The organism is Pseudomonas sp. NPDC087817 (assembly GCF_044742875.1).
Taxonomy (GTDB): Bacteria; Pseudomonadota; Gammaproteobacteria; order Pseudomonadales; family Pseudomonadaceae; genus Aquipseudomonas.
Map to the genome: position 1 here is coordinate 1 of NZ_JBIUVJ010000064.1, position 14,126 is coordinate 14,126.

At 57.7% G+C, this 14,126-nt stretch carries 14 protein-coding genes and 3 pseudogenes; 12 read left to right on the forward strand and 5 right to left on the reverse strand.

The genetic code is table 11. The features are described from left to right. From ACIONG_RS25480 to ACIONG_RS25495, 4 genes and pseudogenes are all read left to right on the forward strand, one after another. Nucleotides 1-137 (forward strand): annotated as a pseudogene (locus ACIONG_RS25480) (succinate--CoA ligase subunit alpha); the annotation flags it as partial. Between the two features lie 480 nt (nucleotides 138-617). Continuing rightward, complete coding sequence (brnQ, locus tag ACIONG_RS25485; RefSeq protein WP_103307281.1) at nucleotides 618-1,931, forward strand: branched-chain amino acid transport system II carrier protein; 1,314 nt, start codon at nucleotides 618-620, stop codon at nucleotides 1,929-1,931. Nucleotides 1,932-2,102: 171 nt separating this feature from the next. After that, nucleotides 2,103-2,840 carry a DUF599 domain-containing protein gene (locus tag ACIONG_RS25490; RefSeq protein WP_103307280.1) on the forward strand — a complete coding sequence of 246 codons (738 nt, stop codon included), beginning with the start codon at nucleotides 2,103-2,105 and terminating at the stop codon, nucleotides 2,838-2,840. Then, a complete protein-coding gene (locus tag ACIONG_RS25495; RefSeq protein WP_103307279.1) occupies nucleotides 2,840-3,241 on the forward strand; it encodes an MAPEG family protein in 402 nt (133 codons plus the stop codon). Before ACIONG_RS25490 ends, ACIONG_RS25495 begins: the two co-directional genes overlap by 1 nt. A gap of 75 nt (nucleotides 3,242-3,316) precedes the next feature. Here the strand turns inward: ACIONG_RS25495 and ACIONG_RS25500 are convergent, their stop codons facing one another. Then, nucleotides 3,317-3,553: a hypothetical protein gene (locus ACIONG_RS25500; RefSeq protein WP_007962865.1), complete on the reverse strand. Its 237-nt coding sequence runs from the start codon at nucleotides 3,551-3,553 to the stop codon at nucleotides 3,317-3,319. A gap of 158 nt (nucleotides 3,554-3,711) precedes the next feature. Between ACIONG_RS25500 and ACIONG_RS25505 the strand changes: the two genes are divergently transcribed. From ACIONG_RS25505 to ACIONG_RS25525, 5 genes and pseudogenes are all read left to right on the forward strand, one after another. Then, nucleotides 3,712-4,188: a PaaI family thioesterase gene (locus ACIONG_RS25505; protein ID WP_401303483.1), complete on the forward strand. Its 477-nt coding sequence runs from the start codon at nucleotides 3,712-3,714 to the stop codon at nucleotides 4,186-4,188. Continuing rightward, nucleotides 4,185-4,637, forward strand: a complete 453-nt coding sequence (locus ACIONG_RS25510) for a PaaI family thioesterase (RefSeq protein WP_103307277.1) — start codon at nucleotides 4,185-4,187, stop codon at nucleotides 4,635-4,637. The genes ACIONG_RS25505 and ACIONG_RS25510 overlap by 4 nt, the downstream gene beginning before the upstream one ends. Before the next feature lie 82 nt (nucleotides 4,638-4,719). Next, nucleotides 4,720-5,793, forward strand: a pseudogene (gene htpG, locus ACIONG_RS25515) (molecular chaperone HtpG); the annotation flags it as partial. Beyond that, nucleotides 5,785-6,300, forward strand: a pseudogene (locus tag ACIONG_RS25520) (bifunctional 4-hydroxy-2-oxoglutarate aldolase/2-dehydro-3-deoxy-phosphogluconate aldolase); the annotation flags it as partial. The pseudogenes htpG and ACIONG_RS25520, both read left to right, overlap by 9 nt. A 173-nt stretch (nucleotides 6,301-6,473) precedes the next feature. Further along, complete coding sequence (locus tag ACIONG_RS25525; RefSeq protein ID WP_315445620.1) at nucleotides 6,474-7,199, forward strand: intradiol ring-cleavage dioxygenase; 726 nt, start codon at nucleotides 6,474-6,476, stop codon at nucleotides 7,197-7,199. Nucleotides 7,200-7,204: 5 nt separating this feature from the next. Here ACIONG_RS25525 and ACIONG_RS25530 read toward each other — a convergent pair whose 3' ends face one another. Continuing rightward, nucleotides 7,205-8,386 (reverse strand): aminotransferase class V-fold PLP-dependent enzyme, encoded by a 1,182-nt coding sequence (locus ACIONG_RS25530; RefSeq protein WP_401303453.1) that lies wholly within the window; start codon nucleotides 8,384-8,386, stop codon nucleotides 7,205-7,207. Between the two features lie 31 nt (nucleotides 8,387-8,417). After that, the gene (locus ACIONG_RS25535) at nucleotides 8,418-8,654 is read right to left on the reverse strand and encodes a DUF3820 family protein (protein ID WP_003227425.1); all 237 of its coding nucleotides are present in this window, start codon (nucleotides 8,652-8,654) and stop codon (nucleotides 8,418-8,420) included. A gap of 204 nt (nucleotides 8,655-8,858) precedes the next feature. Here ACIONG_RS25535 and ACIONG_RS25540 point away from each other — a divergent pair, with 204 nt between their 5' ends. Further along, nucleotides 8,859-9,326, forward strand: a complete 468-nt coding sequence (locus ACIONG_RS25540; protein WP_103303998.1) for a PA2169 family four-helix-bundle protein — start codon at nucleotides 8,859-8,861, stop codon at nucleotides 9,324-9,326. A 216-nt stretch (nucleotides 9,327-9,542) separates the two neighbouring features. On the opposite strand, the gene ACIONG_RS25545 is transcribed toward ACIONG_RS25540, so the two are convergent. After that, nucleotides 9,543-10,013: a MaoC family dehydratase gene (locus tag ACIONG_RS25545; protein ID WP_003227420.1), complete on the reverse strand. Its 471-nt coding sequence runs from the start codon at nucleotides 10,011-10,013 to the stop codon at nucleotides 9,543-9,545. A gap of 42 nt (nucleotides 10,014-10,055) precedes the next feature. Beyond that, entirely contained in the window at nucleotides 10,056-11,000 is a 945-nt protein-coding gene (locus ACIONG_RS25550; RefSeq protein ID WP_103303999.1) for an alpha/beta hydrolase, read from the reverse strand. 239 nt (nucleotides 11,001-11,239) lie between these two features. On the opposite strand from ACIONG_RS25550, the gene fadD2 reads away from it, so the two are divergent. Continuing rightward, entirely contained in the window at nucleotides 11,240-12,928 is a 1,689-nt protein-coding gene (fadD2, locus tag ACIONG_RS25555; protein ID WP_103304000.1) for a long-chain-fatty-acid--CoA ligase FadD2, read from the forward strand. 360 nt (nucleotides 12,929-13,288) lie between these two features. Then, on the forward strand, nucleotides 13,289-14,126 hold an 838-nt coding region (locus ACIONG_RS25560), incomplete at its 3' end, for an AMP-binding protein (protein WP_401303456.1).

Below are 14,126 nucleotides of genomic sequence, written 5' to 3' on the forward strand. Positions count from 1 at the left end.
GCGCAATCATCTCTGGCGGCAAAGGCACTGCAGACGAGAAATTCGCTGCTCTGCAAGACGCAGGCGTAAAAACCGTGCGTTCGCTGGCAGACATTGGCAAGGCCCTGGCCGAGCTGACTGGTTGGGCTGTCAAGTAAGCCTCGTGCTTAGCTGACGCTTTACCAAACAAAGGCCACCTTCGGGTGGCCTTTGTCGTTTCTGGCATTTAGAGGGACAGGAGGGCTTCTGTGGCGAGGGGATTTATCCCCGATGGGCTGCGAAGCGGCTCCAAACCCGATGTATTCAGCCAATCGAAAAGCGCTAGAAGTTCTCAATCAGGGCTGCTTCGGCCCATCGGGGATAAATCCCCTCACTACAGGGTTCGTGCTCTACCTACAGAGTTCCATGTAGGAAAAATAGATACGTAAACGCGACAAAGACACGTCGCGTATCGGATAGTTCGCCCCCAAACAGTGCGTTTGTCAGACAAATTCGTTAGGCTAGCAGCCATTTTTGCGTCTGCCGCCCACAAGGCATGCAACGCGCTAAACGGGTTGATCCCATACGGATCGACAGCATTTCCCTAACCCCACAGGGAAATCCCCTCCTAAATTCCGATTCAGAGTGTGGTTTCCTTAATGAAAGTTTTGAAAGGTCAGGACATCCTGGCACTGGGTTTTATGACATTTGCCCTGTTCGTCGGGGCCGGTAACATCATCTTCCCGCCTATCGTCGGTTTGCAGGCCGGACCTCACGTCTGGATGGCGGCGCTGGGCTTCCTGATCACCGCTGTCGGCTTGCCGGTGATCACCGTCGTTGCACTGGCCAAGGTCGGTGGGGCGATGGATGCGCTGAGCAGCCCGATCGGCAAGATCGCTGGCGGCATTCTGGCTGCCGCGTGCTATCTGGCGGTCGGTCCGCTGTTCGCGACACCGCGTACCGCGACCGTGTCGTTCGAAGTGGGCCTGGCGCCGCTGACCGGCGAAAGCCCGCTGGCGCTGTTCCTCTACAGCTCGGTGTACTTCCTGCTGGTGTTCTTCATCTCGCTCTACCCGGGCCGTTTGCTGGACACCGTGGGGCGCTTCCTCGCGCCGCTGAAAATCATCGCCCTGGCGGTACTGGGCATCGCGGCATTCGCCTTGCCGGCCGGTGATATTGGTCAAGGCACAGCGGAATACGTGGCGGCACCGTTCTCCCAGGGTTTCATCAATGGCTACCTGACCATGGATACCCTCGGCGCCCTGGTGTTCGGTATCGTCATCGTTAACGCGATCCGCTCCCGTGGCGTCGAGTCGCCTGCGCTGATCACCCGTTACGCGATCATCGCCGGGTTGATTGCCGGTGTCGGTCTGGCGCTGGTGTATGTCAGCCTGTTCCGCCTCGGTTCCGGTAGCCACGAAGTCGCGGTCGGTGCTACCAACGGCGCGGCGGTACTGCACGCTTATGTGCAACACACCTTCGGTTCGCTGGGCAGCGGTTTCCTCGCGGTGCTGATCTCGCTGGCGTGCCTGGTGACGGCGGTTGGCCTGACCTGCGCCTGTGCCGAATACTTCAGCGGTGTGGTGCCGCTGTCTTACAAGACGCTGGTGATCATCCTGGCAGCGTTCTCGCTGCTGGTGTCCAACCTGGGCCTGACCAAGCTGATTGCGTTTTCGATCCCGGTACTCACCGCGATCTATCCGCCATGCATCGTGCTGGTGGCACTGAGCTTCTGCAAAGACTTCTGGCATGAGCATGGCCGTATTCTCGGGCCGGTAATGCTGGTGTCCTTCCTGTTCGGCACCATTGATGCACTCAAGGGCGCCGGTCTCGCTGACTGGATGCCTTCGCAACTGTCCCACTTGCCGCTGAGCGAGCAGGGCCTGGCATGGCTGGTGCCGTGTGTGATGACTCTGGTGGTCGCGGTGGTTTGCGATCGTCTGCTGGGCAAGCGCAGCGAAGCCATTGCTTAAAGCTTCGTGATCCGCCACAAGCGGGTTTGCAACGCTTAAACAGAAATGCCCCGTATCAATCGATACGGGGCATTTTTTATGGGCATCAGGCAGTGTCTTTTTCCCTGAGCTAACGTCGAAGCACTGCACAGGTTTTACCTGGAACAGCTTCCATTCATCACAGGGACCCGCATGTCGTTCATCCACGCCAACCTGATCCACCTGCTCGCCGCACTCTGGTTTGTCATCTGCTGGGGCGGTTACACCCGCTACGCCAGCTGGAAGGCTCGCGACACCGCGTGTCTGGCCAGCGTGTTGCATCTCTACCGCGAAGACTGGATGCGCCGCATGTTGCTGCGCGACAACCGCATTGCCGACGCCAGCGTGATCGGCAATCTGGAGCGCAACGCTTCGTTCTTCGCATCCAGCACCCTGATCATTCTTGCCGGTATTCTCACCGTGCTCGGTGCCTCCGAGCGGGCGGTGTCGTTGCTGGCTGACATCCCGATGGTGCAGCAGGCCTCACAGGGCATGTCGGAGATCAAGTTGCTGTGCCTGGCGCTGGTGTTCGTCTATGCGTTTTTCACGTTCAGTTGGTGCATGCGCCAGTACAACTTTGCCGCCGTGCTAGTGGGGTCGGCGCCGATGGTGGGTGAACGGCATGTGTCGGAGCAGGAGCGCAAGGCGTTTGCGTCACGGGCGGCTCGCGTGATTTCGATGGCGGCCAACCAGTTCAACTTTGGTCTGCGTTCCTATTATTTCGGCATGACCATGCTGGCGTGGTTCGTCAGCCCGTGGCTGTTCATGCTGATGAGTGCTGGCGTTGTGCTGGTGTTGTATCGCCGCGAGTTTCATTCCGACGTTCTTGATGTAATGGTCTATACCCCTACAGAAGCGCCCATTCCCGAGGCAAACAAAGAGGTCGTTTGATGAGTATTCCGTTCTGGTGTGTGTTTATCAGTGCGCTGTTGATCTATATCGCGCGCCTGCCGGTGGGTAAGGCCATGAAAGAGCAGGGCGGCTACAACAACCACCTGCCACGCCAACAGCAGGCGCAACTCAGCGGTTATGGGGCCAGAGCGCTGGCGGCGCACCAGAACAGTATCGAGGCATTCATCTTGTTCGCCGTGGGTGTGCTGATGGCGCATACGACGCAGACTCAGGGATGGTTGATCGATGCCTTGGCGATCATCTTTGTGATCGCGCGAATTCTCTACTTGTGGTTCTACCTGGCTGATATTCCAAAGCTGCGCAGTCTGGTCTGGCTGGTGGGCCTGATTTGCTCTTTGTTGCTGATGATTAGTCCGACTTTTAGAACTGTGCTGCTCTAAGCGGCATTACCGACAAATGACAGGCAAAAGAAAACCCGCACTAGGCGGGTTTTCTTTTTTACACCGAAAAGCAAATTATTGCTTTTTGGCGGCTTCTTCTTGAGCAGCTTGATTCGATTCAGCCTGAGCTTTGGCAGCTTCGGCGTTTTCTTTTGCTGCGTCGTTCACTTTATCCTGAGCTTTGTTCATGTCTTGCTGAGCCTGCTCAGCATGTTGGTTGGCATCTTGAGCTTTGTCCTCGGATTTTTTATCGCAGGCAGCGAGACCGAGGGAAGCGGTCAACATCAAGGCAATAGCTAAAGTCTTACGCATGGGGTGTTTCTCCTTATGGAAAATAACTACTGGCCTTAAGAACGTTGCCCGCAACGTTAAGTTCCTCATTTCTTTCAGATATATAAGTTTGTTTTTACATGGAACTTTTGCTGTATTCCTTACTACTGGCAAAAGGCTCTAACGAGAGTAATTATCAAATGGCCGAAAACCCCGTTTTTGAGCGTGCGACGCGATTTCTGTCGGCGTTGCGTCACTGTCAAGTGTTGGGTTTAAAGGTGCACAGCGCCTCAGGCGAGGGGCTGACGGTGATCCTGCCGTACAGTCCGCAAATCGTCGGTAATCCGCAGACTGGTGTCATTCACGGCGGAGCGATCACCTCGTTGATGGACACTGCCTGCGGCATGTCCACCCTGTGCGTGCTGCCGGAATTCGAAGTCTGCCCGACCCTCGACCTGCGCATCGATTACATGCACGCCGCCGAGCCCAATAAGGATGTCTACGGCTTTGCCCAGTGCTACCGAGTGACGACCGATGTGATCTTCGCTCGCGGTTTCGCCTATCAGGATGATCCCGAGCAGCCGATCGCTCATGTCGTCGGCACCTTCATGCGCATGGGCAAAAATATAAAAGGAACAAAAGGTTTCGGCGGCGCCATCAAGGGGGGAGGCCAATGAGCAACGACCTCAAGGAACAACTGCTACAGGCTCATGCGCAGGGAGACTATGCGCCGTTGCTGAAACTGATCCCGTATGCCGGGCTGATTGGCATCGAATGTTCACGCGTCGGTGACGAGCTGCTGTTCAAGCTGCCGGCGAACAAGGACAACATTGGTAACCCTTTACTTCCAGCGATCCACGGTGGGGTGATTGCCGGGTTCATGGAGCTCGCAGCGGCGTTGCATCTATTGATCTTCACTGGTGCGCCGGGTGTGCCGAAGATCATCGACTTTTCCCTTGATTACCTGCGCGCCGGGCAGTTTCGCGACACCTGGGCCAAGTGTCAGGTGTGCCGCCAGGGGCGGCGGGTGGCCAACGTTGCCGTCACGGCCTGGCAAAGCACAGAAAGCGAACCGATTGCCACCGCCCGCGCGCACTTCAAAATTGAAGAGCCCTTGAAATCCTGAACACTGCCCCAAACTCAGATGACAACCCGCCGTAGACCATTTCGGGTCACGGCCACTGCCATCTGATTGGAGTTTGATGACCATGAGTGTGGAAACTCAAAAGGAAACCCTGGGCTTCCAGACCGAGGTAAAGCAGCTGCTGCACCTCATGATCCATTCGCTGTATTCCAACAAGGAAATCTTCCTTCGCGAATTGATCTCGAACGCCTCTGACGCTGTCGACAAGCTGCGCTTCGAAGCCCTGGCCAAGCCTGAGTTGCTCGAAGGTGGCGCAGATCTGAAAATCCGTGTGAGCTTCGACAAGGACGCCAAGACCGTCACTCTCGAAGACAACGGTATCGGCATGAACCGTGACGATGTGATCACCCACCTGGGGACTATCGCCAAGTCGGGCACCGCCGATTTCATGAAGAACCTCTCGGGCGATCAGAAGAAAGATTCGCACCTGATCGGTCAGTTCGGCGTGGGCTTCTACTCGGCGTTCATCGTTGCCGACCAGGTTGACGTGTACAGCCGTCGTGCCGGCACCCCGGCCAGCGAAGGCGTGCACTGGTCGTCGAAAGGCGAGGGCGAATTCGAAGTCGCCACCATCGAAAAACCTGAGCGCGGTACTCGCATCGTTCTGCACCTGAAAGCGGCTGAAGACGAGTTCGCTGATGGCTGGCGTCTGCGCAACATCATCAAGAAGTACTCCGACCACATCGCCTTGCCAATCGAGCTGCCGAAAGAAGCGGCTGCTGCCGAAGGCGAAGAAGCCCCGGCCGTTGAATGGGAAACCGTCAACCGCGCCAGCGCCCTGTGGACCCGCCCTCGCACTGAAGTGAAGGACGAGGAATATCAGGAGTTCTACAAGCACATCGCCCACGACTTTGAAAACCCGCTGGCCTGGAGCCACAACAAAGTCGAAGGCAAGCTCGAATACAGCTCGCTGCTTTACGTGCCGGCCCGCGCACCGTTCGACCTGTATCAGCGTGAAGCGCCGAAAGGCCTGAAGCTCTACGTGCAGCGTGTGTTCGTGATGGATCAGGCTGAGTCGTTCCTGCCGCTGTACCTGCGCTTCATCAAAGGCGTGGTCGATTCCAACGACCTGTCGCTGAACGTGTCGCGTGAGATCCTGCAGAAAGACCCGATCATCGATTCGATGAAGACCGCGCTGGAAGTGACCCTGCGTTCGCAGTTCGGCCTCAAGGCGATCCAGATCCTGCGCGAGCAGCGTCCGGAACTGGTCACCGGTGCCGGCACCGTGCTCGATCGCAACATGCTCGCAGCGGCTGAGGCGGCGGGTTCGCAATTCATCGTCACCCCGGGCATCACCCGCGACTTGCTCGAAGCCAGTGTCGACAGCCCGATTCCGCTGTTGCCGGGTATCAGCAACGCCTCCGGCATCATGGAAGGCTATGGTCTGGGCTATCGTCGTTTCAAACTGTTCCCGGCTGAAGTCAGCGGTGGCGTGGCGGCAATCAAAGCCCTTGGCGGCCCGTTCGGTGAAGTGAAATTCTGCCCGACCGGCGGCGTCGGCCCGGCCAACATCAAGAGCTACATGGCGCTGAAAAACGTCATGTGCGTGGGCGGTAGCTGGATGCTTGATCCGGAGTGGATCAAGAACGGCGACTGGGCCCGTATTCAGGAATGCACCGCCGAGGCATTGGCGCTGCTGGACTGATAGCAACCTTACACTTCGTTGTGTGTTCTACGGCTTTACGGTGCGCTTGGTCGGTGCACCGTTTTTTTTTGCCCCGAAAAAAGTGGCGAATACATCCCGCGATACATAGTTACCGCACAAGCGGTTTTTTCCGGCGCTAATCTGCGTGCTTCTTATGGAAGAGAGCACGTGTCATGGATCGAGACTTCTCCGCCTCATCGCCACAACCGGTTTATCAATTGGCCCCCGAACAAATTGCCGGGCCGTATTTTCGCAATCCCAAACTCTTGCGTCGCAACATCAGCGAAGGCGCTGAAGGCTTGCCGCTGATCCTGCGCCTGACCATTGTCGATGCGATGACCGGCGAGCCCGTCAACGGCGCTCTGGTGGACATCTGGCATTGCAATGCACGAGGCGCCTACTCCGGCTGGAGCCGGCTCAACCCGGACACCGAGGTCGACGTCGAGGCCATCGGTTCGATCCCGCGCACGGACGATGACACTTACCTGCGTGGCAGTCAGTTCTGCGATCACAAGGGGCGAGCGCGGTTTACTACCATCTATCCCGGCTTCTACGCCGGCCGCGCGCTGCACATCCATGTGGCGGTGCGCATCGTTGCCGGCAACGAATACCTGGAAGAACGCAACGTCGCCTGGGTCGGCCAATTGTTCTTTCCCGAGGTGGTTTCACGTTCCGTGCTCAACGCACAAGCCTATCGCGGGCGCGCTTCATCTCCGCTGCAAAACATCGAAGACAGCCTCTATGCCGGGCAGAACGGTGAAGCATCAATCCTGACGGTCTGGCCGATCGGCCGTGACTCGCACGAGGACGGCTACTTCGGCCATCTGACCATCGGCATCGACACCTTTGCGGCGTCGTCGCAGATCAAACCCGAGGACTTCGACAAGTACACTGTCTAACCGTCTCAGCGCAGCTCGTTCAGCGCGCGGGTCAGTAACTGCATATCGGTCGCGGTGGTGGTCAGTCCCGGGGTAATACGGATACACGGCCCGCACGCTGCACCGGTGCGCACCACGGTGAACAGGTTATGGTCTTTCAGCAGCCGCTCGGCCATCACCTGTTGGTCGTCGTGGCGAGTGAAGCGCATCGCGGTGATGCCGCAGTACAGACGCGCGTCGTCCGGAGTCATCACCTCGATGCCCGGCAAGTGCCGTACGGCGCTGACCCACAGATTGCGCAGGTAGTTGAGCCGCGCACCTTTGGCCGCCGCCCCACCCAGTGATCGGTGCTCCTCGAACACCAGCGGCAGGCTCATCAGCGCCGGAATATTGGGGGTGCTGTAGGACGTGCGAGCCCGGATGTCATTGCTCGGGTAGTGCATCTCGCCCATGTCCGGATCAATGTCGGCCAGGCGTTGCGGGGCGATATAAAGAAAGCCCAGGGTCAGCGGTGCGCCGATCCATTTGTGCAGGTTATAGCCGGCGAACGCGATGCCCATGGCTTCGAGGTCGAATTCCAACTGACCGAGGGCGTGTGCGCCGTCGAGGATGATATCGACGCCATGTTCCTTGGCCATTGCCGCAATCGCCTGCACCGGCATCACCAGACCGGTGCGATGGGTGACATGGGTCAGCGCCATCAGCTTGAGTTGCGGATGACGGACAAAAGTCTCGCGATACGTCTCCAGCAGACTGTCGAAACTGGCCGGATGCGTGTGAGCGATCTCGATCACCTCGACACCGCGATGTCTGGCCAGCCAGCGCATGGCGCCTTTGACCGTGTCGTATTCGAGGTCGCTGATCAGCACCTGATCGCCCGGTTGCAGGCGGTTGTAGTTACGGATCAACGATTGCAGGCCTTCAGTGGCATTGCGGGTGAAGGCAACGCTCTGCGCACGCACGCCAATCAACTCGGCCAGTTGCGCGCGGATGTCGAGGTTATCGTGCTGCTCGAAGCGTTGGCGCACATACACCGAGTTGCTGTTGTTGATCAGCTCGATGTTGCGTTGGTACTCCTCGATCACCGTGCGCGACATGCGCCCGAAGTAACCGTTTTCCAGGTTCACGGGGCCGGGGTGAGCGTCATAACGATCAGCGAACGTTCGCCAGAAGGCTTCGTCTCGGGCGCGGCGGCTGTTATCGGGCATGATCGACAGGGCTCAAATAGAGGAGGGCGCTTCAGTGGCGCGGGGCAGGTTTGCCGTGTTTGGCGCGTAGCGGTTCGAGCAAGTCGGACAGGCCGTTGTGGTCGATCTCCTGCATCAATGCCAACAAGCCACCGAGTTCGCCGTGGGGAAAACCTTCACGGGCGAACCAGTTCAAGTAAGGCCCCGGCAGGTCGGCAATGATCCGGCCCTTGTATTTTCCGAAGGGCATTTCACGGGTGATCAGCAGTTCGAGTTTTTCGGGATTCATCGGGTTTCGTCTGGATTCAAAATCAAACTGGAAAATACAGGCATTCTGCATGCAGGCCAAATGACAGATCATGCAAATAACCGTAATACAGATAGTTCAATTATCTATAAGTCGTTGATAAATAAGGATTTGATGGCAGCAAAAAAACTGGCACGCACTCTGCAATATCCCTTGCATCTTCAACCGATCGCAAGGAATTGAAAAATGACCGACGTAAACAAAGAAGCCATCTCTGTACTCAATGACCTGATTGAAACCAGCAAGGACGGTCAGGAAGGGTTCAAGACTTGCGCTGAAGACATCAAGCATCCTGAACTGAAAACCCTGTTCGTGACTCGCTCTGCCGACTGCGCCACTGCCGCTGCTGAACTGCAAGCGGAAGTTCGCAAACTGGGCGGCGATCCGGAAACTTCCACCAGCGTCAGCGGTGACCTGCACCGTCGCTGGGTCGACGTCAAAGCCATGTTTACCGGCAAAGACGAAGAAGCGGTGCTCAACGAAGCCGAGCGCGGTGAAGACCATGCGCTGAAGGCTTACAAAGAAGCGCTTGAGAAAATTTCCAAGCACAATCTGGTAGGTATTCGTGATCTGGTTGAACGTCAGTACCACGGCGTACAACGCAACCACGATCAGGTGAAAGCCCTGCGTAACCAGGCTCGCGCTCGCTCGTAAGCGTTCGTAGCCCACAAAAAACGCCAGCTAGTCTGGCGTTTTTTTATGTGTCCGGGAAAGCAGAAGCAGAAGCCCCTCACCCTGGCCCTCTCTCGGAGGGAGAGGGGACTGACCGAGATGGATGTTGGAGATACACCGACTTGAGCGATCTGAGGTGAACTCAGGTTTTAAAAAGCACGAAGATCGGCTCCCTTTCCCCCTCACCCCACAAATCAATCAGCCAATGCTGATCGCCGGCAACGTCGGCAATGTCACGGTCTGCTGCTTGCGCGGCGCCAGAATCTCGGCCTCGCCATCCACCACCAATTCATCACGCTGGTTGAACACACGGGTGGCGATGCGCACACGAAACTTCGGCAGCTTTTCGAGAATCTCCAGGCGCACTGTCAGCGTGTCACCGATCTTCACCGGCTTCTGAAAGCTCATCTGCTGACCGATATAAATAGTGCCCGGCCCAGGCAACTCGCACGCCACCGCCGCACTGATCAGCGCACCGCTGAACATGCCGTGAGCGATACGCTCCTTGAACATGCTGGCGGCGGCGAATTCGGCGTCCAGGTGCACCGGGTTGTGGTCGCCGGACATCGCGGCGAACAACTGGATATCGCGCTCTTCGACGGTCTTGCTGTAGCTGGCGGTCTGGCCGACTTCGAGGGCTTCGTAAGGGATGTTGGTAACCTGGGTCATCGGTCTTGATTCCTGTGACGGATTAAATGAATCCACAAAAAATTATTCGCTGCGGTGAGGGCGCGGATGGCTCAGGGCCTGGTCGATCCAGGTCAGCACATCGGCGATCACTTCGTCGCGATTGGTTTCGTTGAACAATTCGTGCCGCGCCTGCGGGTAGATTTGCAGTTGCAGGTTTTGGCTGCCGGCCGTGCGCAAGGCATTGGCCAGATCAGTCAGACGCTTGCCTTCACTCACCGGATCACATTCGCCGCCGATTACCAGCAGCGGCAGGCCCGGGTCGATCTGGGCGAGATTGGACGCTTTGCTGATTTGCTGCAAGCCGCCGAGCAAATCGATCCACAGCTGATTGGTGCAGCGAAAGCCGCACAGCGGATCGCTGGCGTACTTGTCGACTTCACCCGGATCGCGGCTGAGCCAGTCGAACGGCGTGCGCACTGGTTTGAATTTGTTGTTGAACGAGCCGAACGACAACCACTCGATCAACGCGCTGCGCCCCTTGCCACCCTGACGCAGCTTTTCCACGCGAGCGATCTGCCGTGCGGCGCCATAGAGCGCCACCGGTTGAAAGTTCGAACCACTGAGAATCGCGCCGTGCAGGCTGGCGCTGTGGTGCAGTAAATAGCCCTGGGCAAGGTAGCTGCCCATGCTGTGGCCGAGCAGAATGATCGGGACGCCGGGATGTTGCTGGCCGATGTATTGGTTGAGGCTGGCCAGGTCACCCAGCACCTTGCACCAGCCGTCGTCATCGGCGAAATGCCCGAGCGTGCCGTGATCGGCAGTTTTGCCATGTCCACGCAGATCCGGCGCGTATACGCCATAGCCTTTGTCGCAAAACGTGTCGGCGAGCCGTGCGTAACGACCGCTGTGTTCCGCCATGCCATGGGCCAGCAAAATCACCGCTTTCAATGGCGCGGCCGGCAGCCACTGATTGACGAAGAGGCGGCTGCGGTCACTCGCGTCCAGCCATAGGGTGTCGTGGATCATGGCGATTCCTTTGCTCAGAGTCGAAGCATTGTATAGCGCATCTGTTGATCGCCGTCCGATCAGCCCACGCCACGGCAGGAAGATTCACACGATCAATGACGGCTGTGCCCTTATTTGCCTGATTGGCCATAACTGCTAGTGTCCGTGAAGCTCCGCTTTTTGCTTTCTGTTTTCAATGGACGAAAGAGAAATGACAGAAACGCGGCCCCGGATCGGCTCAGGTAAAGAGGACAAGAACAATGCAACCTGATTTCTGGAATGACAAACGCCCGGCCGGCGTACCGCTGGACATCGACATGGGTGAGTTCAAGTCGGTGATCGAGGTGTTTGAGCGTTCCTGCAAGAAGTTCGCGGACCGCCCGGCCTTCAGCAACATGGGCGTGACCCTGACTTATGCCGAACTCGAACGCCAGAGCGCCGCTTTCGCCGGTTACCTGCAAACACATACCGATCTGGTGCCGGGGGATCGCATCGCGGTGCAGATGCCCAACGTTCTGCATTACCCGATTGCCGTGTTCGGCGCCTTGCGCGCCGGGCTGATCGTGGTCAATACCAACCCGTTGTATACCGCACGGGAGATGCGCCACCAGTTCAAGGATTCCGGCGCGCGGGCGTTGGTGTACCTGAACATGTTCGGCCAGAAAGTCCAGGAAGTGCTGGCCGACACCGACATTCAATACCTGATCGAAGCGAAGATGGGCGACCTGATGCCAACCGCCAAAGGCTGGCTGGTCAACACCGTGGTCAGCAAAGTGAAAAAAATGGTCCCGGCGTATTCGCTGCCGCAGGCGATCTCCTTCAAAAGCGCATTGCGCATGGGCCGCGGCTTGGGGATCAAGCCGCTGAAGGTCAGCCTCGACGATATCGCCGTGCTGCAATACACCGGCGGCACCACGGGCCTGGCTAAAGGCGCGATGCTGACCCACGGCAACCTGGTGGCGAACATGCAGCAAGTGCGCGCCTGTCTCGCGCAACTGGGGCCGGATGGGCAGCCGCTGCTGCGTGAAGGCCAGGAAGTGATGATCGCGCCGCTGCCGCTCTATCACATCTATGCGTTCACCGCGAATTGCATGTGCATGATGGTGTCCGGCAATCACAACGTGCTGATCACCAACCCGCGGGACATCGCCGGGTTCATCAAGGAACTGAAGAACTGGAAGTTTTCGGCGCTGCTGGGGCTCAACACCCTGTTCGTCGCGCTGATGGAACACCCGGATTTCAAGACCCTGGATTTCTCCAGCCTGAAACTCACCAACTCTGGTGGCACCGCGTTGGTGAAAGCCACGGCCGAGCGCTGGGAGCAGCTCACTGGTTGCCGCATCACTGAAGGCTACGGCCTGACCGAAACCTCGCCGGTGGCCTGCACCAACCCGTACGGCGACCAGTCACGTCTGGGCACCGTCGGTTTACCGGTGCCGGGCACGCTATTGAAAGTGATCAACGATGACGGCGTCGAACAAGCGCTAGGCGAGCGTGGCGAGTTGTGCATCAAAGGCCCGCAGATCATGAAAGGCTACTGGCAAAAGCCTGAAGCCACGGCCGAAGTGCTGGATGCCGAGGGCTGGTTCAAGTCCGGCGACATTGCGGTGATCGATCCGGACGGCTTCGTGCGCATCGTCGATCGCAAGAAGGACATGATCATCGTCTCCGGTTTCAACGTGTACCCCAACGAAATCGAAGACGTGGTGATGGCCCACCCGAAAGTCGCCAACTGCGCGGTGATCGGTGTGCCGGACGAACGTTCGGGGGAGGCGGTGAAGCTGTTTGTGGTGGCGCGGGAAACCGGAGTCAGCCTTGAAGAGTTGAAGGCTTACTGCAAAGAGAATTTCACCGCGTACAAAGTACCCAAGCACATTGTGTTGCGTGAGTCGTTGCCGATGACGCCTGTAGGGAAAATTCTGCGGCGTGAGTTGCGCGATATCGCCTGATCGGTGAATGGCCGCGCTTTGCGCGGATCGCGGGCAAGCCACGCTCCCACGGGGATCTATGCAGACCTTGTGGGAACGGGCTTGCCCGCGATGCTTTTGACAGGAAAGCCCCCGAAATCCGGGACTTTCAAGGTGATATAGGATTTTTGCTCTAAAATGACTGCCAGAAAGTCTTGAGTCATCAATGTGACTGTAGGGGCCGCTTTTGGCTCTAGTCGACCCTCGGCAAAGCTGCTACTCTCGGCGCGCTTTGTGACTTCTCGGCCTATGTAAAAGCCAGATTCACCAATACAAAACACACACCAATAATAATCGCATCAAATGCGGTGAAGAATTCGCGTTGCTGAGGAGTGGGCTTCCATGATCGAAGACTTTTGGAAGGATAAATACCCGGCTGGAATTGCTGCCGACATCAATCCAGACGAGTATCCGAACATTCAGGCAGTGTTGAAGCAATCCTGCCAACGCTTCGCCAACAAACCGGCTTTCAGCAACCTGGGCAAGACAATCACCTACGGTGAATTGTATGAATTGTCCGGTGCGTTTGCCGCGTATCTGCAACAGCATACCGATTTGCAGCCCGGTGATCGAATCGCCGTGCAATTGCCCAACGTTCTGCAGTACCCGGTAGCCGTCTTCGGTGCGATCCGCGCCGGGCTGATCGTGGTCAACACCAACCCGCTGTATACCGCGCGGGAAATGGAACACCAATTCAACGACTCCGGTGCAAAAGCGCTGGTGTGCCTGGCGAACATGGCGCACCTGGCCGAAACCGTGGTGCCGAAAACCGGCGTCAAGCACGTTATCGTCACCGAAGTCGCCGACCTGCTGCCGCCGATCAAGCGCCTGCTGATCAACAGCGTCATCAAGTACGTGAAGAAAATGGTCCCGGCCTATCACCTGCCCAAAGCCGTCAAGTTCAACGACGTGCTCAGCAAGGGCCAGGGCCAGCCAGTGGCCGAAGCCAACCCGGACAGCGGTGATGTTGCCGTGCTGCAATACACCGGCGGCACCACCGGCGTGGCCAAAGGTGCGATGCTGACCCACCGCAACCTCGTCGCCAATATGTTGCAGTGCAAGGCGCTGATGGGCTCCAACCTCAATGAAGGTTGCGAGATCCTGATCACGCCGCTACCGCTGTACCACATCTATGCGTTCACCTTTCAGTGCCTGGCGTGGCTGGTGGGCGGCACCCACA